Genomic DNA, 21,644 nt, shown 5'->3' with positions numbered 1-21,644 from the left:
ATAACTCGTTATGACAAGTGATGAAGGCCATGTCCGACAACGTTCTTCCCCTCAGCAGCGTGCCGCTGCACACGCAACTACGAGACGTGCTGCGTGCGCGCATCCTCGATGGCCAATACCCCCAAGGCAGCCAGATGCCCTCGGAAAGCGAGCTCGGTGCGCTGTTCCGTGTCAGTCGTATCACCGTGCGCCAAGCGCTGGGTGACCTGCAAAAGGAAGGGCTGATTTTCAAGATCCACGGCAAAGGGACGTTCGTGGCCAAGCCCAAGACCTTCCAGAATGTCAGCACCCTCCAGGGCCTGGCCGAGTCCATGACCGGGCGCGGTTTCGAGGTGATCAACCGCCTGCTCAGTTTCAAGTTCATCGCGGCCGACAAACTGGTGGCCGAGCGCCTGAAATTGACTGAAGGGGAAGAGGTGGTGCAGATCAAACGGGTGCGCTTGATCAATCGCGAGCCGGTTTCCCTGGAGATCACCTACCTGCCCAAGGCCCTCGGCGAGCGCCTGGAAAAGGCCGATCTGGTCACCCGCGACATTTTCCTGATCCTGGAAAACGACTGTGCCCTGACCTTGGGCCATGCGGACCTGGCCATCGATGCGGTACTGGCCGACAGCGACCTGACCCAGGCCCTGGAGGTCGAGCCGGGTTCGCCGATCATGCGCATCGAGCGCCTGACCCATGATGCCAGCGGCCAGCCACTGGACTTCGAACACCTCTATTACCGTGGCGATGCTTTCCAGTACCGCTTGCGGATCGACCGGCAAAAAGGAACGCAGGCATGACTCGGAGCACCCTCGAACAGGAATACGACATCGTCGTCATCGGCGGTGGCACCGCCGGCCCCATGGCGGCGATCAAGGCCAAGGAGCGCAACCGTGATTTGCGCGTGCTGCTGGTGGACAAGGCCAACGTCAAGCGCAGCGGCGCCATCAGCATGGGCATGGACGGCTTGAACAACGCCATCATCCCCGGTCATTCCACCCCCGAGCAGTACACCAAGGAAATCACCATCGCCAACGACGGCATCGTCAACCAGACGGCGGTGTATGCCTACGCGACCCACAGCTTCGAAACGATCGAGCAACTGGACCGCTGGGGCGTGAAGTTCGAGAAGGATGAAACCGGCGACTATGCGGTGAAAAAGGTCCATCACATGGGCGCCTACGTGTTGCCGATGCCGGAAGGGCACGACATCAAGAAAGTCCTGTATCGCCAGTTGAAACGGGCGCGGGTGAGTATCACCAATCGGCTGGTCTGTACCCGTTTGCTGACTGACGAAGCGGGCGCGGTGAACGGTGTGATGGGCTTCGATTGCCGTACCGCCGATTTTCATGTGATCAAGGCCAAGGCGGTCATCCTCTGCTGCGGTGCGGCGGGACGCCTGGGGTTGCCGGCCTCCGGCTACCTGATGGGCACCTATGAGAACCCCACCAATGCCGGGGACGGCTATGCCATGGCCTACCACGCCGGTGCCGAACTGGCGAACCTGGAATGCTTCCAGATCAACCCGCTGATCAAGGATTACAACGGCCCGGCGTGCGCCTATGTCACCGGTCCCCTGGGCGGCTATACCGCCAACAACAAGGGCGAGCGCTTTATCGAGTGCGACTACTGGAGCGGGCAGATGATGTGGGAGTTTCACCAGGAACTCGAAAGTGGCAATGGTCCGGTGTTCCTCAAGCTCGATCACCTGGCCGAGGAAACCATCCAGAACATCGAGGACATCCTGCACAGTAACGAACGACCCAGTCGTGGTCAGTTCCATGCCAACCGCGGTACTGACTACCGCACGCAGATGGTGGAGATGCACATCTCCGAAATCGGTTTTTGCAGCGGTCACTCGGCCTCGGGCGTGTGGGTCAACGAGCGGGCCGAAACCTCGGTCAAGGGCCTGTACTCGGCCGGTGACATGGCCGCCGTGCCCCACAACTACATGCTCGGTGCGTTCACCTATGGCTGGTTCGCCGGCAACAATGCTGCGGACTTCGTGGCCGGGAAGGATTTTTCGGCACTGGACGCCGGGCAGATCGAGCGGGAGAGGGCTCGTGTCTACGCGCCCCTGGACCGCGAGCACGGCCTGCCGCCGGCCCAGGTGGAATACAAGCTGCGACGCTTCGTCAACGATTACCTGCAACCGCCGAAGGTCACCAAGAAAATGCAGATCGGCCTGCAACGCTTCAGCGATATCCAGCGCGACCTGGACCAGATCAAGGCCCACAACCCTCATGAATTGATGCGCGCCATGGAGGTCAGCGTCATCCGCGACTGCGCCGAAATGGCCGCTCGCGCCTCGCTGTTTCGCGCCGAAAGCCGTTGGGGCCTGTACCACTATCGGGTCGATCATCCGCAACGCAACGACAGCGACTGGTTCTGCCATTGCCACTTGAAGAAGGGCGAAGACGGCGCGATGACCTCATTCAAGAAAGCCGTCGAGCCCTACATCATCGCCCTCGATGCCGACGAACTGCAGGCCTACGACCGGCTGCGGGTCGGCGCTGACGCGGCGTGAACCTTACACCCAGAGAGACCGCCCATGGCTTATCAACCCCAGGAAATCTTTTTCCGCTCCAATGCCCCCGTCACCGTGGACGAGGACAAATGCATCGCCCACAAGGGCTGCACCGTTTGCGTCGATGTCTGCCCCATGGACCTGCTGGCGATCAACCCGGCGACCCAGAAGGCCTACATGGCGTTCGACGAATGCTGGTATTGCATGCCCTGTGAAAAGGACTGCCCGACGGGGGCGGTGAAAGTCGAGATTCCGTACTTGCTGCGTTGATTGACAGGACGCCCTCGCGAGCAGCTCGCTCCCACAATGGATTTGTGGTGAACGCTGAAAAAATGTGGGAGCGAGTCTGCTCGCGATAGGGCCAGCCCAAACACCACAAAAGCCATCCGGCCACCCCCGGACGCAGATTCAGAACACCCCTCGTTTCCCACCGCGCCCTGATCGCGGCGGAGACGAACATCCAATAAATGATTCGAGGGGACACACCCATGTTATTGCGTGCAGCACTCGCCGGTCTGGTACTGGCTTCATTGACCTTGCCTGCTCAGGCAGAAACCATCCGTATCGCCATCGGCACCCAGGACACCACCATCAACTGCGCCGCCGGCGGGTTGCTGATTCGGGAGCTGGGCCTGTTGGATAAATACTTGCCCCACGACGGCGCCTACAAGGACGCCCAGTACGACATCCAGTGGAAAAACTTCACCAGCGGCGCGCCGCTGACCAACGAGATGGTCGCCGGTAAGCTCGACTTCGGCGCCATGGCCGATTTCCCCGGGGCGTTCAACGGCGTGGCGTTCGAAACCGCCGGCAAGCACAGCCTGTTCATCAGCGTGCTGTCGGGCAGCACCCGGGGCAGTGGCAACGGCATCGTGGTGCCGAGTGCATCGGGTGTGCAGTCGTTGGCTGAGCTCAAGGGCAAGACCATTTCCGTGCCGTTCGCCTCCACCGCCCACGGCATGTTGCTGCGTGCCGTCGCGGCCCAGGGTTGGGACCCGCTCAAGGACGTCAATATCATCGCCCAGCCGCCGGAAGTGGCCGGCTCCGCGTTACAAGCCGGCAAGATCGACGCTCACGCCGACTTCGTGCCGTTCGCCGAACTGTTCCCCAGCCGCGGTTTCGCCCGCAAGATCTACGACGGTGCCCAGGCCGGCGCGCCGACGTTCCACGGTGCGCTGGTGGATCAGGCCTACGCAAGGAAATACCCGGAAATCGTCGTCGCTTACCTGCGCGCGAGCATCGAGGCCAATCAGTTGCTGAGCGCCGAACCTGAGAAGTACAGCGAGTTGATCGCCAAGGTCACCGGCGTGGATGCCGAGGTCAATTACCTGTTCCACGGGCCGTTGGGCGTACAGACCCGCGACCTGACCTGGAAACCGGAGTACCGCCAAGCGGTCGGCACCGCTATCGATACCCTCAAGCTGCTGAAGAAAGCCGATCGTGGCCTGGACCTCAATACCTTCATCGATGACCAGTACATCCGCGCCGCGTTCAAGGCGTCGAATCTGGACTACACCGCGCAACTGGCTAACTACGCCCAGACACCGCTAAGTACGACCGATGCCCTGACCGGCAAAGCCATCAGCGATTTCAGTCGCGTGGCCGAGATCTGGGTACGCGGCGAGCCGAAAGTGCGCCATTACGCCTCGGCCCAATCGGCCTTCGCCGCGCTGGCGAGCCTCAAGCAGGAGGGCAAGGGCATCCGCGCCGTCTATGCCCAGGCCAGCGACAGCGGGATCAAGCTGCTGGCCGAACAGGCGTGGTTCGCCAGTGACGCCAAGGGCCAGCTCAGCGCGTTCCTGCTCAAGGGCCAGGCCCAGCAGTTCGCCACGGCCCAGGGTGGCAAGGTCTTGGACTTCAGCGAGGCCACCATCCAGGCGGTTGCTGCCCGCTGACCTGACTCGAGTGAAAGCAAAACCTGTGGGAGCGAGCCTGCTCGCGATGGCGTCAGATCAGTTGAAGTTGATGTGATTGACACACCGCTATCGCGAGCAGGCTCGCTCCCACAAGGGATCTCCATAACTGAGGAAGATATCAGTGTATCCATCACCCAAACGCTGGCTCCCGCGAGCCGCTTCCCTGTTGCTCTGCCTGCTGTTCTGGCAACTCGCCGCGAACGGCCACTGGGACCTCGGCCTGGTGACCTTCGCCAACGTCCCGACCCCATTGGCGGTGGTCCAGGCGGCGCTGGGTCTGGGGGACTCCGGCAATCTCCCCCGGCACCTGGGCAGTAGCCTGGGACGGGTCTTTGCCGGTTACGGCGCGGCGTTGTTGATCGGCGTGGCCCTGGGCCTGGCCATCGGCCGTTCGAAATGGGCCGAAGACCTGTTGCTGCCGCCGCTGGAAGTGCTGCGGCCGATCCCGGCGGTGGCCTGGATTCCCCTGGCGATCCTGATGTTTCCTTCGTCGGAGCTATCGATGGTGTTCATCACCTTCACCGGCGCGCTGTTCCCGATCCTGCTCAACACCGTGCACGGCGTCGAAGGAGTGGACCGGCGGCTGATCGCGTCGGCGAAAAGCCTGGGAGCCGGGCGCCGGGCGATCCTGTTGGAGGTGATCCTGCCGGGCGCCGCGCCGAGCATCATCACCGGCCTGGCCATCGGCATGGGCACGTCCTGGTTCTGCCTGGTGACGGCGGAAATGATCGCCGGCCAGTACGGCATCGGCTACTACACCTGGGCTTCCTACACCGTGCAGAACTACGCCGACATCGTCGTCGGCATGTTGCTGATCGGTGTGTTGGGCATGGGCAGCAGCTTGTTGATCAAGCGCCTGGGCGGGCTGTTCACGCCTTGGCACCGACCACGAGGAAAAGCCTGATGAGCGTGATGCAAACCCCCGAAGGACGGATCGATATCCGTCAGTTGTCCATTGTCCTGGGCCAGGGCGCCCAGGCCTTCGAAGCGGTCCAAGGGCTCGATTGCCAGATCGAGGCGGGCCAGTTCGTCTGTGTCCTCGGGCCGTCCGGTTGCGGCAAATCCACCTTGCTTGGGGCCTTGGCCGGGCATCTGCAACCGCGCACCGGCAGCTTGAATGTCGACGGCTTGAGCGTTTGTGGCCCGTCGCCCCAACGCGGCATGGTGTTCCAGCAACACACGCTGTTTCCCTGGCGCACCGTGCGTGACAACGTCGCCTTCGGCCTGAAGATGCGCGGCCTGGGCAAGGTCGAACGGCACCGGGCCGCCGATGAAATCCTCGCGCTGGTGGGCCTGGAAGGTTTCGCCGGGCACTGGCCGGACCAACTCTCCGGGGGCATGCAGCAACGAGTGGAGATCGCCCGGGTGCTGGTCAACCGTCCACGGCTGCTGCTGATGGACGAACCCTTCGGCGCGCTGGATGCCTTGACCCGGTTGAACATGCAGGAGCTGCTACTGGACATCTGGACCCGCATCCGTACCACCGTGGTGTTCGTCACCCATGACATCGACGAAGCGCTGTTCCTGGCCGACCGCTTGCTGGTGATGAGCCCGCGTCCCGGTCGGATCATCGAGGATCTGCGCCTGGACTTTCCACGGCCACGCACGACCGCACTGGTGACCAGCCCTGAATTCTCCCGCTTGAAGGGCCACTGCCTCGAGCTGCTGCGCCATGAAGACGGCCGGCAGTTGCCGCGCCTCAACCCACTCGGGCTTCCCCCTGAAACCTCCTTGCCGCGATTTGCCCTATGACCTCTCTATTCGAAGACACTGATAACGACGACATCCTCGCCCTGCAACCGCGCCTGACCGACGAGGACCCTGGCGTGCGCCGCATCGCCCTGATCGAGCTGGCCGACCTTGAGGAACCTGAAGGCCTGCTGTGGCTGGTGGATCGCCTGGCCGAGGACCCCAGTGCCGAGGTGCGCGCCGAGGCCGCACGATTGCTCGAAGCCTGGGAAGACGCACCGGTGGTGGCGGCCCTGTGCGTGGCCCTGACGGATCCGTCGCCGAGCGTGCAGGCCGCTGCCGCCCAGAGCCTGAGCCTGCTCAAGAGTGAGGCGGCAGGAAGGGTGATCCTGCCCTGGACGGCCCATGCGGATGCCGGTGTGCGCGTCGCGGCGTTCAGGGCCTTGCGCGAGTTACGCCTGCTCGACGCGGCACCGGCTGCAATCATCGCCCTGGCTGACGGCGATGCCAGCGTGCGGCGCGAGGCGGTCGGCGTGCTGGGTTGGCTCAAGCACCTCGACGCCTTGCCGGCCCTGGCCCGGTTGGCCAGTGATGATCCAGACACCGAGGTGCGCCGCGCCGCCACTGGCGCCCTTGGCCTGGCTTCGGACGCACAGGTCTTGCCGGCGCTGCGCCAGGCGCTGCGGGATCCGGCCTGGGCGGTGCGCGAAGAAGCCGCCACCACCCTGGGCAAGGTCGGTCACGCCGATGCCGGCCCGGCCCTGGTCGAGGCGCTGGCCGATGATTATTGGCAAGTGCGTTTGCGGGCGACCCGCAGCCTGGGGCGTTTGCGCTATGTTCCGGCGTTGGCGGCCTTGATCGAGACCCTGGGCCATCGGATCAGCAATTTGCGCAAGGAGGCGGCCCTGGCCTTGGGCGAATTGACCGATCACGCTGCCATCCCGGCGTTGCAGGCAGCGCGGGACGATGGCGACCCGGAAGTGCGCAAGGCTGTGCGCATTGCCCTGGGGCAGTTGCAATGAGTCCGCTGGCGATTGGTAATTCCCAGGGCACAGGGCAACTGAGGCTTGACTGGCCCGATGGGCGTGAACAGCGTCTGGATCATGCTCAGTTACGCCGGCAGTGTCCTTGTTCTCAGTGCCGGGCGTTTCGTTTGCAGGGGCTGACGGTTCAGGTTGATACGCGGGTTCGGGTGGTTGAGGTCAATGCCCAGGGGTATGGGGTGCAATTGGTGTTCAGTGATGGGCATGAGCGGGGGATTTTTCCCTGGGCTTATCTGGCGGGGTTGTAGCAAAAGTCCAACTCTCCACAGATCCCTTGTGGGAGCGAGCCTGCTCGCGATGGCGGTGGGTCAGCTTGCATGGATGTCGAATGGGCTGATGCTTTCGCGAGCAGGCTCGCTCCCACAGGGTCATGCCGTTCACTTGAGGAAAAGTGTTGATACCTGTGGCCAGAGATTGCTCCCGCTGGGCTGCGCAGCGGCCCCGAGCGGTGAACTGACTGGCGGCGCTTGTCAGAAAAATCCTTAAAGAGTACAAATGTACTCCATGACGACTCTCACCCCCCGCCGTACCGCCATCCTGACCTTCATCCGCGAGCGCATCGCCGATCAGGGTCAGCCTCCCAGCCTCGCTGAAATCAGCGAGGCGTTCGGTTTTGCTTCCCGTAGCGTGGCGCGCAAGCATGTGCTGGCGTTGACCGAGGCCGGTTTCATCGAGGTCAATCCGCACCAGGCTCGAGGCATTCGCTTGCTGAACCAGCCGCCACGGCCCGAGTTGCTCGACGTACCGGTGCTGGGGCGAGTGGCTGCCGGGCTGCCGATCGGCGCCGACGCCGAGGTTCACAGCCGCCTGATGCTGGACCCGGCGATTTTCACCAAGGCGCCGGATTACCTGCTGCGGGTCCAGGGCGACTCGATGATCGAAGACGGCATTCTTGACGGTGACCTGGTAGGCGTGCAGCGCACGCCCCAGGCCTCTAACGGGCAGATCGTCGTGGCGCGCCTGGACGGTGAAGTCACTATCAAGCGGTTCGAGCGCATCGGCGAGCGAGTGCGTTTGCTGCCGCGCAACCCGGCCTACCATCCGATCATCGTCGAGGCCGATCAGGACCTGGCGATAGAAGGGGTGTTCTGCGGCTTGGTGAGGCAAGGTTGATGGGCGCGGTCGTTGCTCTGGACACGCTGTTCAACGGCGGCCAGGTCTGGAAGGGCCGGCCTGCGCCGCCGGCCGCCAGCCCGCAACCTACTGGCCATGCTGCTCTGGACGCGGCATTGCCCAGTGGCGGCTGGCCGGAAGCGGCGTTGACGGAGCTGCTCATCGCCGCCCCAGGCGTGGGCGAGTTGCAACTGGTGTGGCCGACCCTGGCGCGGCTGTCGGTGGCGGGGGAGCGGATTGTGCTGGTGGCGCCACCGTTCGTGCCCTATCCCCAGGCCTGGCAGAGCGCCGGTATCGACCTGCGCCAAATGTCGGTGATCCAGGCTGATGAACGCGAGGCCCTGTGGGCTACCGAACAATGCCTGCGTTCGGGCAGTTGTGGCGCGGTGCTGTGCTGGCCTCGCCAGGCGGACGACCGGGCCTTGCGCCGCTTGCAAGTGGCGGCGGAAACCGGTCAGACCCTGGCGTTCGCCTGGCGCTCGATCCAGGAAGCCATCAACCCGTCGCCGGCGGCCTTGCGCATTGCCATCGATACCCGGCCAGCGCAATTGCGCGTGCTCAAGTGCCGGGGCGGGCTGGCCCGTTCGGCACCGATCGCTTTTTCCCCACAGACAGGGCATTGAGGTTGCGATGCGCTGGGTGTGTATTCTTTTTCCGCAATTGGCGCTGGACGCCGCGCTGCGTCAGCGCCCCGATCCTGACGAGCCCCTGGCCCTGCTGAGCGGTCCGGCCCAGCGCCGGGTGCTGCAAGCGGTGAACGCGCCGGCACGGGCCCTGGGCTTGCGTCCCGGTCAGACCATGACCGCCGCCCAGGCCTTGAGCAAAGGCTTTGCCACCGCCGAATACGATGCGGCGCAGATCGAACACTGGCAACAGTTCCTGGCAGCCTGGGCCTACCGTTTCAGCTCCCAGGTCAGCGTGCATTACCCGCGTACGCTGCTGTTCGAAATCGAGTCGAGCCTGGGCCTGTTCGGGCCCTGGCCGGTATTCGAGGCGCGCTTGCGGGCCGAACTGACCGAGCTGGGGTTTCGGCATCGCATCGTCGCAGCGCCCAATCCGGTGGCGGCGCGGGTGTTGGCCAATGCCTATGACGCCTTGGTGGTGCCCGACGCCGAGACCTTGCAACAGTACCTGGGGCACATGCCCGTGGAGCGGATCGGCCTGGAACCCGACGTCGCCACGGCGTTGTCGCGCATGGGCCTGCGCCGCCTGAGCCAGGTCCAGGCCTTGCCTCGGCAGACCCTGGCACGGCGCTTCGAGGCCCAGGTGCTCAAGCACCTCGATGCGCTGACCGGCAGTCGCACCCTGGCGCTGTCGTTCTACCTGCCGCCAGACCGTTTCGATGTGCGCATCGAACTCAACTATGACGTGCAATCCCATCAGGCGCTGTTGTTCCCGTTGCGCCGCTTGACCGGTGACTTGTCGGCCTTCCTCTGCGGTCGCGACAGCGGTGTGCAGCGTTTTGACCTGCATCTGGAACACGCTGGGTTGCCGGACACGCTGATCAAGGTCGGCCTGCTCAGCGCCGAACGGGATCCGGCGATGCTCTTCGAACTGGCCCGTGGCCGCTTGGAGCAGGTGCAGGTCGAGGCCCCGGTGCGCGGCTTTCGCTTGTGTGCCGAAGACCTGCCGAGCTTCGTGCCCCAGCGCCTGGAATTGTTCGATGAACGCCCGCAGCAGTCATTGCCCTGGGAGCAACTGCGTGAACGCCTGCGGGCCCGGCTGGGGGATGACGCGGTGCAGGGCCTGGGATTTCGCGATGACCATCGGCCTGAATGCGCCTGGCAAATGACAGCCCAGCCCCGGCCCCAGGCCTGCCCGGTGCGCGATGGCGTGCAGCGTCCCGGCTGGCTGCTAAATGAGGCCCAGGTATTGCAGGAAAGCCAGGCTCGAATCCTCATGGGCCCCGAGCGCATCGAGTCCGGTTGGTGGGACGGTGCGGATGTGCGTCGCGACTACTACCTGATCGAAACCCGCAGTGGACAACGAGGCTGGGCCTATCGACCGGCGGGCGAGGGCGGGCTGCTGTGGCTGCAGGGCTGGTTCGCATGAGCGTTGAGTATGCCGAGCTGCATTGCCTGTCGAACTTCAGCTTCCAGCGCGGCGCCTCCAGTGCCCTGGAGTTGTGCCGTCGCGCCAAACAACAGGGCTATCAGGCCCTGGCGATCACCGACGAATGCACCCTGGCCGGGATCGTTCGGGCCTGGCAGGCGGCCAGGGAGCTGGAGCTGCAACTGATCGTCGGCAGCGAAATCCAGGTCGAGGACGGTCCGAAACTGGTGTTGCTGGTGCAAGATCTGGAGGGTTACCAAGCCTTGTGCCGGCTGATCACCCGCGCCCGGCGTCGCAGCGAGAAGGGCCACTACCGCATCGTGCGCGAAGACTTCGACCAGCCTTTGCCAGGGCTATTGGCGTTGTGGGTAGCCGAGGGCAAAGACGCCGAGGAACACGGGCGTTGGCTCCAGCCGATCTTTGCCGGGCGCCTGTGGCTGACGGTCCAGTTGCACTGCGGGCAGGACGACCGCCGCCGGTTGGCTGACTCATTGGTGCTGGCCGAGCGCCTGGATCTTCCGACCGTGGCCAGTGGCGATGTGCACATGCACGTGCGTGGCCGTCGTGCCTTGCAGGACACCATGACTGCCATCCGCCACCATGTCACAGTGGCCGAGGCCGGCCAGCGCCTGCACCCCAACGGCGAGCGCCACCTGCGCAGCCGCAAGGATCTGGCCGATCTCTATCCTCGCGCCTTGCTCGACGAGACGCTGCTCATCGCCCGGCGCTGTACCTTCGACCTCAGCCAACTGCGTTATCAATACCCACGGGAACTGGTGCCTGACGGCCATGATCCGGCGTCCTGGCTGCGGGAACTGACCGAGCGCGGCATGCGTGAGCGCTGGGAGGACGGCGTGGAAGAGAAGGTCCGGCGGCAAATCAACGATGAATTGGAGCTGATCGCCGAACTGGGCTACGACAGTTATTTCCTCACCGTGCAGGACGTCGTCAACTTCGCCCGCGGCCGAAACATCCTTTGTCAGGGACGCGGTTCGGCGGCCAACTCGGCGGTTTGCTACGCCTTGGGCATCACCGAAATCGACCCGAGTCAGACCAACCTGCTGTTCGAGCGATTCCTGTCCCGGGAGCGCAACGAGCCGCCGGACATTGATGTCGATTTCGAACATGAGCGTCGTGAGGAAGTGCTGCAGTACGTGTTCCAGCGCTATGGTCGCCATCGTGCGGCATTGACGGCGGTGGTCAGCAGCTACCACGGCGCCGGGGCGGTGCGCGATGTCGCCAAGGCCCTGGGCCTGCCGCCGGACCAGGTCAACGCATTGGCCGATTGCTGTGGCCGCTGGAGTGACGAGGCGCCGCCGGTGGAGCGCTTGCGTGAAGGCGGTTTCGACCCGGACAGCCCGGTGTTGCGCCGAGTGCTGAGCCTGACCCAGCAATTGATCGGTTTTCCCCGGCATCTGTCCCAGCACCCTGGCGGTTTCGTGATTTCCGAACAACCCCTGGACACCCTGGTGCCGGTGGAAAACGCCGCCATGGCCGAGCGCACCATCATCCAGTGGGACAAGGACGACCTGGACGCGGTCGGGCTGCTCAAGGTGGACATCCTGGCCCTGGGCATGCTCAGTGCGATTCGCCGCTGTTTCGATTTGATCGAGCGCTACCGGGGCGAGCGCTATGTCCTGGCGTCGTTGCCCAAGGACGATCGGGCGACCTACGAAATGATCAGTCGCGCCGACACCATCGGTGTATTCCAGATCGAATCCCGGGCGCAGATGTCGATGTTGCCTCGGCTCAGACCCAAGAGGTTCTACGATTTGGTCATCGAAGTGGCGATCGTGCGGCCCGGGCCAATCCAGGGGGGGATGGTGCATCCGTACCTGCGGCGCAGAAACAAAGAAGAGGCGGTGACTTATCCCTCTGAAGCGCTGGAAAAAGTGCTCGAACGCACCTTGGGCGTGCCGCTGTTCCAGGAACAGGTCATGCAGATCGCTATCGTCGCGGCCGATTACACCCCCGGCGAAGCCGACCAGTTGCGGCGCTCCATGGCTGCCTGGAAACGTCACGGTGGGTTGGAGCCGCATCGGGAACGCCTGGCCCAGGGGATGAAGAAAAACGGCTACACCGCCGAATTCGCCGCGCAGATCTTCGAACAGATCAAGGGCTTCGGCAATTACGGTTTCCCCGAATCCCACGCCGCCAGTTTTGCCTTGCTGACTTACGCCAGCAGTTGGCTCAAGTGCCACGAGCCGGCGGCGTTCGCCTGTGCCCTGATCAACAGCTGGCCCATGGGTTTCTACAGCCCGGACCAGATCCTCCAGGACGCTCGCCGACATCAATTGCAGATCCGTCCGGTGGACGTGCGCGCCAGCGACTGGGATTGCAGCCTCGAACCCCTGGAAGGCCGGCAACCGGCGATCCGTATGGGCCTGCGACTGGTCAAGGGTTTTCGCGAAGAGGATGCCCGACGTATCGAAACGGCCCGCCGGCAGCGAGTGTTCAGCGACGTGGCCGACCTGGGCGAGCGCGCGCAACTCGATGCCCGGGCCCTGGCGCAACTGGCCGACGCCGGCGCCTTGCAGGGCTTGGCTGGCGATCGTCATCGGGCCCGCTGGGAAGTGGCCGGGGTGCAGAAACAACTGGGTTTGTTCGCCGGCCTGCCCAGCCAGGAGGAACCGCCCGTAGCCCTGCCAACACCCACAGTGGGAGAAAACCTGTTTGCCGATTACACCATGCTGGGCACGACACTGGGGCCCCATCCGCTGGCCTTGCTGCGTCCCGAACTGCGCGCCCGGCGCTGCCGCAGCTCACGGGAATTGCAGGCGGTGGAGCATGGCCGCAACGTCAGCGTCGCCGGGCTGGTCACCGGCCGCCAACGCCCGGGCACCGCCAGCGGCGTGACCTTCGTCACCCTGGAAGATGAGTTCGGCAACCTCAACGTGGTGGTCTGGCGCGACCTGGCCGAGCGCCAGCGCAAGACCCTGGTGGGCGCGCAATTGCTCAGGGTCGACGGGCGCTGGGAAAGCGTCGGCGAGGTCCGCCACTTGATCGCCGGGCGCTTGAGCGACCTGACCGAGTTGCTGGCGGGCATCAATGTTCGCAGTCGCGATTTCCACTAACGCCGGCAGCCATACCGCAACCCCTGTGGCGAGGGGATAAATCCCCTCGCCACGGGAAGCAGTCCCGATCCAGACAGGTCGTCGTCATCATCTCCCCATGAAACCAAACGCCAACCCAACGCTCGAAGCTCTGAGCGCAAGGCACTCGTGGTATACCAGTTCCCTGCAAGCATTCTTGAGGTTCAGAGTCGACCCATGCAGTTCTTATCCCAGAATCACGGCTGTCCCGGTTGGGGCGGTGAGATGGCCGGACGTATCCGGGCGTTCGATTGGAGCCAGACCGAACTGGGCGCTATCGAGCAGTGGTCCGCCAGTTTGCACAACGCTGTCCAGGTGCTGCTGGCTTCGCCCTTGCCGATGGTCATGTTGTGGGGGCGCCAGGGCTTCATGATCTATAACGATGCTTATGCCGAGTTCGCTGGCGGTCGTCATCCGTACCTGCTGGGGTGCGCCGTGGAGCTGGGCTGGCCGGAAGTGGCCGAGTTCAATCGCCATGTCCTGGACGTCTGCCTGGCCGGTGGCACCTTGTCCTACCGCAGCAAGGAGCTGGTGCTGCTACGCAATGGCAAGCCCGAAGATGTCTGGATGGACCTCTATTACAGCCCGGTGCCCGGTGATGACCAGGCCCCGGCGGGTGTGTTGGCGGTGGTGGTGGAGACCACCGAACATGTGCTGACCGAGCGGGCCCGGCAAACAGCTGAACGCAGTTACCGCGCCGTCAATGAGCGTATCCAGCTGGCCCTCTCGGCCGGGCCCTTGCTGGGATCGTTTGTCTGGGATATCCGGACTGACACACTGTCCGGCGATGAGCGTTTCGCCCGTACCTTCAATTACCCGCCTGACACTCCACTGGACGCACTGCCGATCGAGATCGCCCGCCAGAGCATCCATCCGGATGACCTGGAAGAAGTGAACCAGCGGGTCGAATTGACCTTGCGTACTGGCACGCCCTACAGCGCTGAATATCGGGTGCGTCGCCTGGGCGGTGATTACCTGTGGGTACAGGCCAGCGGACGGTGTGAGTTCGATGCGTCGGGCAAACCCCTGCGTTTCCCGGGGGTACTGATTGACATCAACGAACGCAAGACAGCCGAAGCTTCGCTGCTCAAATTCACCCGCGACCTGGAACAGCGCGTCGCCAACGAGGTGCAGGCGCGGCTGACGGCAGAGGAGCAGTTGCGTCAGTCGCAGAAGCTCGAGGCCATTGGCGGCCTCACCGGCGGCGTGGCTCATGACTTCAACAACCTGCTGCAAGTGATTGCCGGCAATCTGCACTTGCTGGCCCGGCACGAGCGGGACAATGCCAACGTGCAACGGCGGGTCAGTGCCTCCCTTGAAGCCGTGGAGCGTGGTGCGAAGTTGTCATCGCAACTGCTGGCCTTTGCTCGACGCCAGCCATTGTCACCGGCTGTCTACAACCCGCGGCGCATCTACGATGGCATGGGTGAACTGCTACAACGGGCCCTGGGCGAAACCATCCAGATCGAAGTGTCTTTGCCCGATGAGCCCTGGTGCATCCACGTCGATCGCAATCAACTGGAAAATGCCCTGTTGAACCTGGCGATCAATGCGCGCGATGCCATGCACGGCGAGGGCACCATTCGCCTGATCGGCGAGAACATTGTGCTCGATGAGTCGTCCTGTGTCGGCAAGGGCATTCCGGCGGGCGACTATGTGCGATTGTCGGTGATCGATCGCGGCGTAGGCATGCCGCCCGATGTCTTGAATCAGGTATTCGAGCCGTTTTTCACCACCAAGACTGATGGCCAGGGCACTGGGCTGGGGCTGAGCATGGTGTTCGGGTTCGTCAAGCAGAGCGGCGGCCATATCGAGATTTCCAGCAGCCTGGGAGAGGGCACGCGGGCGCAGATGTATTTCCCCCGCAGTCTCCAGCCGGAAGCCGGTGAAGAGGCGCAACACGACCTGCTCCAGTTGGGTGGGCAAGAGATGATTCTGGTGGTGGAGGACAACGAAGAGGTGCGCGGTGCGTCAGTGGAGTTGCTGGAGCAGTCCGGTTACCGGACCCTCACCGCCGCCAATGGTGACGAGGCGATGAAACTGCTGCTGGAGGGGCGCGCGGTGGACCTGATCTTCACGGATGTGGTCATGCCCGGGCTGATCAAGAGTTCCGACCTCGCCGCTTGGGCCAAGGTGCAATCACCACCGGTACCGGTGCTGTTCACCTCGGGCCACACCCGGGACATCATCTCCCGGGACCACCAGTTGAGCCCCGACACTCATTTGCTGAGCAAACCCTACGGCCCGGACGCGCTGACCCGGATGGTGAGAACCGTGCTGGGGCGCTGAGCGCGGCAGCGTAAACAAATGGAACCGAAGCCGTTGCGTCACTTTCGAATGACAAGACCGGTCATCCATCCGGCCCTGCCAAGAACGAGGTGCCTATGAACGACGATCCTGCCACCACCCAGCAACAAGGCCAGACACAAAACCCGACCCCACGTAACGACCCGGCCATCGATCCCCAGGTGCCGACCACCTCGACCGGCGCCCAGCCAGTCAGCCCCGCCGGGACGGACCAGGCCCAGAGCGCCGACAGCGAGGTCGATCAGAAGCAACATCATCAAGACAATGACAATACCTTCAGCCCCGGCTTCAAGCCTGACCCGGACCGGCCAAAGTCCGATGACAGCACTGATGCTGATATCGACACCGACGGTGGCTAGCCGTTACCCGATTCGTGGAACATCGAGTGTGACCCGCCCAGAGCGATGAGTGACTGGGCGGACGGCGGCTGTGGCGCCCCAGCGCTTGCCTTTCCAGCGATCCAGCGCAACCAGCACCAGTGACACCCCCATGAATCCCAGCAGCACCATCACCGCGTTGATGAACATCCGTGGATAACCCAGTGTGTCCACTTCGATGAAAGGGTAGGGGTATGAACCGATAAAGTGCCCCCGCACCAGGGCATAGATGAAATAGACCAGTGGATAGAGCAGCCATGGCCAGACATCCCGCCATTCAACCCGAAAACAGGCGACTCGAGAGTGCTGGCGCATCGGCGGATGCGGGTGACTGGAGGTGTTCTTAGGCCTTGAACAAGGCCATCTTCATGGAGACGGCCTTATTCGATGCTTCAGGATTACTTGCTTGGGTGAGCCGCCTGAAGTTTCTTGGCCCCTTCCAGGTGATGCTCCAGGTCTGGCAGCATCTTCTGGGCAAACGCCTTCAGTTCGGTATTGCCAGCCTTTTTATCGTCGGTGACGGTCTCGGCTTCTTTCTTGAACAGGGCGATGGTTTCTTCGTGAGCCTTGACCTGGTTGTTGGCATAGGCTGCATCAAAGGACTCGTCCCGCAGGTCGAGGATCTTTTCCTTGGCCTTCTTCACCAGCGTAGTGTCGTCTGGCACTTCGATGTCGTGTTTTTTCGCCAGTGCTTTCAACTCTTCATTGGCCTTGGTGTGATCGCTAATCATCTTCTCGGCGAAGGTCTTGACGTCCGCCGAGGCGCTTTTTTCCAGGGCCAGTTTGCTGGTTTCGATTTCCGCGATGCCACCGGCTGCCGCGTTGTCGACGAAGTCATTGGAAGTCGCGGCCCAGGCCGAGCCCATGCTGGTGCTCAGGGCAACTGCCAGGCTGAGTTGACGCCAGGTAAATCCGTCCATTGATAAGTCTCCACACAGGTTGAAAGAGCGATTCGTTTCGTCTCTGTTCAATGGAGAGCGGCGCGCCAACAAAGGTTTGATTGGAAGATATCCCGTTACGACGAACGGTCACCGCTGGTCGGATTGGCGGTCGACAGAACCCCGTCGACGAGGCCATCCTGATCATCGACGAGCGCCGTAAAGGCGTCTGCCACCGACCCACTGAAGGAGGTGTTCCATGCCGGTGTCCCACGATTTGTGCCAGGATCTCAACTGCACAAAAGACCACATCCAGCAAAAACGCAGCGAGGATCCAAGGCTCGACTCGTTACTTCAAAAATATTCCCAACTTGATGCCGAGGTGGTCGACGCCGAGAAGCCATCATCGGCGGCACTGTCCGACGATGCCCTGGAGACACTCAAGAAGAAACGCTTGTTGGTCAAAGATAAGATCGCGGAGAAATTGAGGTAGCCGTCAGGCTGGCCTGCTTGTGAGGGGCCTTTATGAAGGGCCCTGAACTATGTCGATGAGCCTGTGGCGAGGGAGCAAACGCCCTCGCCACAATGGGTTTTACAACACCATTCGAAAATCCATCAGGTCAGCGGATCCCAGCGCTGGGACCAGTCGCTGCCGGCCTTGACGATTTCGCGCAGCACTTCGAACGCCTGCTGCAACGCCGCCGAATCCCGGTCCCGGGAATAGACCAGGTAGGTCGGGTAGTTGAACTCCGGTGCCTTGGGCACCCGTTCCAGGATGCCGCTGTCCAGGTAGCTCTGCACCACCCGAGTGCGAAAGTAGCCGCTGCCGCCGTTCTCCAGGATGTACTGCAAGGCCAGGGGACCGAGGTTGAACGTCACGGCAGCCTTGGCCTTGTCCGGTAGGGCGGTGTCGTGCTGGCGACGGAAGTCGGCGCTCCAGTCGATGTACACGTAGGGCTCGGGACAGGTGGCCAGGCGTACCAGGATGAGTTTTTCTTCCAACAGTTGTTCTACTTGCAGGCGCGGCCAATATTCGGGCTGGTACACAACCGCCGCATCCAGCAAGCCCAGTTCCAGCTGTTGCAGCAGCTTTTCACCGTCGCGGATGTCCATGCGCAGGGCATGGCCGGGGATCTTCTGCCGCAGTTCCCCGGCCCAGGCGAGCATCAAGGGGTTGCACAGGCTGACCTCGCCACCCAGATGCAGGACGTTGCGATAGCCCTCAGGCAATGGCAGGTCCCGGCGGGCCGCTTCCCAGGTTTGCACGAGTTGATTGGCGTAGATCACAAAGGCCTCGCCATCTGCGGTCAACCGCGCACCGGCACGGTTACGCACGAACAGCGCGCAGCCGAGCTGGCTCTCAAGCTTCTGCACCCGCGCGGTAATCGCTGTCTGGGTGACGTGCAGCTTGTCGGCCGCGGCGGCTAGGCTGCCGTGGCGGACGATTTCCAGGAAGGTGCGGGCGAGGTCGATGTCCATGGTCAGGCCGATGCGGGGGAAGCGGGCATTGTAAGAGCTGCCACGCCTCCCCGATACCGGGAATCATGGAATGGCTTGCGCCTCCGCCATTCGCGCCCAAGGGGCGATCAGGCGTTCGGGTGTGCGGCAGGCCTTGTGCTTGAGCACGAAGCTGCGGCACTTCTCGGCGAAGCCATGGCGATTGTCCACCATGTCGCGGCGCATCTGCGCGAGTTCGCCGTCGCGACACGCCTGGATCGCCGGCAGGCTGCGTTCGGTCTTGCGAACTCGCAGGGTTTCATAGGCTGGATCGAGCAGCGCACTGTTGGCCCGTTGCAACAGCCATAGGCTGAACTCGTCGGGGCACCGTGGTCCGATTTCCTGGACCATGCCGTAGCGCAACGCTTGCAGGGCGCTGATGGGCAGGCAGTCTTGGGTGAGTTTCCAGGCCTGGTCCGGGCCGACCGCCCGGGGCAGGCTGTAGGTCCAGTACTCGGAGCCATACAGGCCCATGGTTGCGTAATGGGGGTTGAGCACGATGTCACTGCGTGCCAGCACGATATCGGCTGCCAGGGCCAGCATGACACCGCCAGCCCCGGCGTTGCCCGTCAGGCCACTGACTACCAGTTGCCGGGCGCGGAACAACTCCAGACAGACGTCATCGATGGCCTGGATGTTGGCCCAGGCTTCCAGGCCGGGATCGGTGGCGGCCTGGATCACGTTCAGGTGTACGCCGTTGGAAAAGCTGCCGCGTCCACCGCGAATCAACAGCACCTGGGTGTCCCGGGACTTGGCCCAGCGCAGCGCCTGTACCAGGCGCTGGCACTGTTCGGTGCTCATCGCGCCGTTATAGAACTCGAACGTCAGTTCCCCCACATGGCCGCATTCCCGATAGCGAATGGGCTGATAGGCCTCATCGCTGAACGGTTGGCGGGCCAGGGAGCTGTCGAGCACCGGGATTCCGTCAAGGAGCTGCGAGAGCACATGGCGTGCCGGTCGCTTGAAGGTCTGTTCGCCGGGCTGCGGCTTGCGGCGCAGGGCGCCGATCCACAGGCTTGCATCCCCTGTCGCCACCAGCACCGCATCGTCGCGTACGGCCAGCAGTTCGCCGGGCAGGCCGCGGCGAACGTCTGGATGGGCGTCGTACAGGTAAAACTGTTCACCGGCCAGGCTCGCGAGCACACCAGGTTGACCGTCGGCGGCGTCGATGCGGCGCTTGATGAACCCGGTGCTGTCGTGCCAGCTGAAGGTGCGGTCGTCCTGAGTCATGTTCGGCTGCAGGCGCCCGATCACCTCGTGACGGCTGTAATCCAGCGGCACCGGGACGAAGCCGGCACGGAATTTGTCCACCACTTCGCGAATGCAACGAATGGCCGCGTCACTGACCGGGCCGTTATACAGCTCCGATTTGCGCAGGCCTTCGGGCAGGTTGAACTCGCAGGTGGCCCACACGGGCCCGGCGTCCATTTCCTCCACCGCCTGCAATGCCGTGACGCCCCAGCGCTCGGGTTGTCGGGTGATGGCCCAGTCCAGGGCGCTGGCGCCGCGATCGCCGACAATTCCGGGATGAATGATCACCACCGGGCGCCGTGGATTGCGCCACAACTGCTCGGGTACGCGGTCCTTGAGGAACGGGCAGATCACCAGGTCGGCGCGGCTTTCTTCGATTTGTCGGCAGACCGAGGCCGGGTCGGTGAACAGCACCACGCTGGGGTGATAGCCGGCCTTGCGCAGGTCCAGCCAGGCGCGTTGGGTCAGACCATTGAACGCGGTCGATAGCAGAATGATCTTCAGTGCGGGCATGAAATTCTCTTCCTTGAGATGAACGGACGCAGGCTCCCGATGAGCCGTCCCTGGCTTTGATGGAAGCGCTAAATTAGCGGTTGTGGGGCGAGTGGCTACTGACGAGGGTCAAGGTTGCGTGTGTTGCGCGGAATCATCGGAGGGCAAAAACACGAATCCCGCCACGGGGCGGGATTCGTTTGCAGCCAAAAAGGCCCGCGAAGACGCGAGCGCAGTCTCAGCTTGGGAACAGCTCGGACAGTTTCATGGCCAGCATCATGTCGCCTTCGGCGCGCAGCTTGCCGCCCATGAACGCTTGCATGCCGTCGGTTTCACCGCTGACGATGCCCTCAAGGGTTTCGCCGTCCATCACCAGGGTCACCTGGGCGTCCGGGTTCTCCCCTTCCTGCAGTTCGCAGGTGCTGTCCTTGACGATCAGCGAGAAATTCTTGGTATCGTCGATGCGGAAACCGAATACCAGGTCCAGGCCGGCAGCGGCGGCTGGGTTGAACTTGGCTTTCATGGCTTGTACGGCGTCGGCTACGGAGGTCATGGTTTCGATCCTTATTTGGGTGGTACAGCAAGGGTCTACAGTAATCCGGACTCAGCGAAAGGTGATGAGGTCCGGGGCCTTCAGCAGTTGCAGGTGGGCATGGCTGTTGAAGGAAGCCAGGGCCACCTCGCGGCCCCTGAATTTCAGGTGGTTGAGCGAGGTGTTGACGATTTGCCAGTTCAGTTCGAAGGCCTGTCGGGCCGGTATCTGGGTGATCAGGTGGAGCAGGGCAGTGATGGTGCCGCCGGAGGTGAACACGGCGATCTTATGGCTGTTGTCGGCTTGCTCCAGGATGCGCTGCAGGCCCGCCTGGACCCGCTCGACGAAACCCAGCCAGCTTTCGAGCCCTGGCGGGTCATATCGACCGCTGAGCCAGCGCTCGACGATCAATGCGAAGATGCGCTGGAATTCGGCGCGATTCTGCGCGGCGTTGCGCAGGATATTCAGCGCCTCGGGCTCCTGGGGGAGCATGTCCGGCAGCAGGGCCCGAATGACCGCGTCAGCGTCGAACTCATTGAACGCGGCGTCGATTTCCAGCCCGGGAACCGGCAATCCGGCGGCGGACATCTGGCCCAGCGCACCGATGGCGGTATCCTGTTGACGACGCAGGTCACCCGAGAGGCAGCGATCGAATACGACACCGAGTTCTGCGAGGTGGCCGCCAAGCACTTGCGCCTGGCGTACGCCATTGGGCGAAAGGACATCGTAGTCGTCCGCACCAAAGGAGGCCTGGCCATGTCGAATCAGATAGATACTGCCCACGTCCGCGTCATCCCGGTACGTTGAAGGTTTGGCGAGGTTATGGGGATGGCGGTGAGCTGTCAATGAAAAAACATACGCTTGTTTGAAATGCCCGTTGCAGCCTTGCCCCGTCT

21 protein-coding genes are annotated in these 21,644 nt (G+C 63.1%); 15 read left to right on the top strand and 6 right to left on the bottom strand.

Annotated elements, in window-relative coordinates; genetic code table 11:
* The first annotated feature begins 29 nt into the window (after positions 1-29).
* The 14 genes from GN234_RS07520 (at position 30) to GN234_RS07455 (ending at position 16,080) form a co-directional block, all read left to right on the top strand.
* Positions 30-782, top strand: a complete 753-nt coding sequence (locus GN234_RS07520) for a GntR family transcriptional regulator (RefSeq protein WP_109751846.1) — start codon at positions 30-32, stop codon at positions 780-782.
* Positions 779-2,509, top strand: coding sequence for a fumarate reductase/succinate dehydrogenase flavoprotein subunit (locus tag GN234_RS07515; RefSeq protein WP_176688195.1), 1,731 nt, complete (start codon positions 779-781; stop codon positions 2,507-2,509). The genes GN234_RS07520 and GN234_RS07515 overlap by 4 nt, the downstream gene beginning before the upstream one ends.
* Positions 2,510-2,533: 24 nt before the next feature.
* Entirely contained in the window at positions 2,534-2,779 is a 246-nt protein-coding gene (locus tag GN234_RS07510) for a 4Fe-4S dicluster domain-containing protein (protein ID WP_003180418.1), read from the top strand.
* A gap of 218 nt (positions 2,780-2,997) precedes the next feature.
* On the top strand, positions 2,998-4,404 hold the full coding sequence (locus GN234_RS07505) for an ABC transporter substrate-binding protein (protein ID WP_176688194.1): 1,407 nt from the start codon (positions 2,998-3,000) through the stop codon (positions 4,402-4,404).
* A gap of 142 nt (positions 4,405-4,546) precedes the next feature.
* A complete protein-coding gene (locus GN234_RS07500; protein ID WP_109751771.1) occupies positions 4,547-5,329 on the top strand; it encodes an ABC transporter permease in 783 nt (260 codons plus the stop codon).
* Entirely contained in the window at positions 5,329-6,177 is an 849-nt protein-coding gene (locus GN234_RS07495) for an ABC transporter ATP-binding protein (protein ID WP_176688193.1), read from the top strand. The genes GN234_RS07500 and GN234_RS07495 overlap by 1 nt, the downstream gene beginning before the upstream one ends.
* Positions 6,174-7,136, top strand: coding sequence for a HEAT repeat domain-containing protein (locus GN234_RS07490; RefSeq protein ID WP_176688192.1), 963 nt, complete (start codon positions 6,174-6,176; stop codon positions 7,134-7,136). The genes GN234_RS07495 and GN234_RS07490 overlap by 4 nt, the downstream gene beginning before the upstream one ends.
* Positions 7,133-7,405 (top strand): DUF971 domain-containing protein, encoded by a 273-nt coding sequence (locus tag GN234_RS07485; protein WP_163854477.1) that lies wholly within the window; start codon positions 7,133-7,135, stop codon positions 7,403-7,405. Before GN234_RS07490 ends, GN234_RS07485 begins: the two co-directional genes overlap by 4 nt.
* Positions 7,406-7,652: 247 nt before the next feature.
* Entirely contained in the window at positions 7,653-8,270 is a 618-nt protein-coding gene (gene lexA / locus GN234_RS07480; protein WP_176688191.1) for a transcriptional repressor LexA, read from the top strand.
* Positions 8,270-8,893 (top strand): translesion DNA synthesis-associated protein ImuA, encoded by a 624-nt coding sequence (imuA, locus tag GN234_RS07475; RefSeq protein WP_109751776.1) that lies wholly within the window; start codon positions 8,270-8,272, stop codon positions 8,891-8,893. The genes lexA and imuA overlap by 1 nt, the downstream gene beginning before the upstream one ends.
* Before the next feature lie 7 nt (positions 8,894-8,900).
* Positions 8,901-10,322 carry a Y-family DNA polymerase gene (locus GN234_RS07470; RefSeq protein ID WP_163854475.1) on the top strand — a complete coding sequence of 474 codons (1,422 nt, stop codon included), beginning with the start codon at positions 8,901-8,903 and terminating at the stop codon, positions 10,320-10,322.
* Positions 10,298-13,396 carry an error-prone DNA polymerase gene (locus GN234_RS07465; protein ID WP_176688190.1) on the top strand — a complete coding sequence of 1,033 codons (3,099 nt, stop codon included), beginning with the start codon at positions 10,298-10,300 and terminating at the stop codon, positions 13,394-13,396. Before GN234_RS07470 ends, GN234_RS07465 begins: the two co-directional genes overlap by 25 nt.
* A gap of 195 nt (positions 13,397-13,591) precedes the next feature.
* Positions 13,592-15,703, top strand: coding sequence for a hybrid sensor histidine kinase/response regulator (locus GN234_RS07460; protein WP_176688189.1), 2,112 nt, complete (start codon positions 13,592-13,594; stop codon positions 15,701-15,703).
* Between the two features lie 95 nt (positions 15,704-15,798).
* Positions 15,799-16,080 carry a hypothetical protein gene (locus GN234_RS07455; protein WP_109751780.1) on the top strand — a complete coding sequence of 94 codons (282 nt, stop codon included), beginning with the start codon at positions 15,799-15,801 and terminating at the stop codon, positions 16,078-16,080.
* 3 nt (positions 16,081-16,083) lie between these two features.
* Here the strand turns inward: GN234_RS07455 and GN234_RS30185 are convergent, their stop codons facing one another.
* The gene (locus GN234_RS30185) at positions 16,084-16,413 is read right to left on the bottom strand and encodes a Pr6Pr family membrane protein (protein WP_176688188.1); all 330 of its coding nucleotides are present in this window, start codon (positions 16,411-16,413) and stop codon (positions 16,084-16,086) included.
* 83 nt (positions 16,414-16,496) lie between these two features.
* Positions 16,497-17,018, bottom strand: a complete 522-nt coding sequence (locus tag GN234_RS07445) for a DUF4142 domain-containing protein (protein WP_176688187.1) — start codon at positions 17,016-17,018, stop codon at positions 16,497-16,499.
* Between the two features lie 217 nt (positions 17,019-17,235).
* Between GN234_RS07445 and GN234_RS07440 the strand changes: the two genes are divergently transcribed.
* Complete coding sequence (locus GN234_RS07440) at positions 17,236-17,469, top strand: YdcH family protein (RefSeq protein ID WP_109751783.1); 234 nt, start codon at positions 17,236-17,238, stop codon at positions 17,467-17,469.
* A 122-nt stretch (positions 17,470-17,591) separates the two neighbouring features.
* Here the strand turns inward: GN234_RS07440 and GN234_RS07435 are convergent, their stop codons facing one another.
* The 4 genes from GN234_RS07435 to GN234_RS07420 all read right to left on the bottom strand — a co-directional run bounded on the left by GN234_RS07435 (position 17,592) and on the right by GN234_RS07420 (position 21,531).
* Complete coding sequence (locus GN234_RS07435; RefSeq protein ID WP_109751784.1) at positions 17,592-18,455, bottom strand: LysR family transcriptional regulator; 864 nt, start codon at positions 18,453-18,455, stop codon at positions 17,592-17,594.
* A gap of 63 nt (positions 18,456-18,518) precedes the next feature.
* Positions 18,519-20,237, bottom strand: a complete 1,719-nt coding sequence (locus GN234_RS07430; protein WP_176688186.1) for a hydrogenase maturation protein — start codon at positions 20,235-20,237, stop codon at positions 18,519-18,521.
* 217 nt (positions 20,238-20,454) lie between these two features.
* Positions 20,455-20,769, bottom strand: coding sequence for an SCP2 sterol-binding domain-containing protein (locus tag GN234_RS07425; protein ID WP_003182883.1), 315 nt, complete (start codon positions 20,767-20,769; stop codon positions 20,455-20,457).
* A gap of 51 nt (positions 20,770-20,820) precedes the next feature.
* Entirely contained in the window at positions 20,821-21,531 is a 711-nt protein-coding gene (locus tag GN234_RS07420) for a histidine phosphatase family protein (protein WP_109751787.1), read from the bottom strand.
* Positions 21,532-21,644: the final 113 nt, after the last annotated feature.

Origin of the sequence: Pseudomonas bijieensis (assembly GCF_013347965.1) — a bacterium.
Taxonomy (GTDB): domain Bacteria; phylum Pseudomonadota; class Gammaproteobacteria; order Pseudomonadales; family Pseudomonadaceae; genus Aquipseudomonas; species Aquipseudomonas bijieensis.
This window is presented reverse-complemented; position numbering and strand designations above follow the sequence as displayed.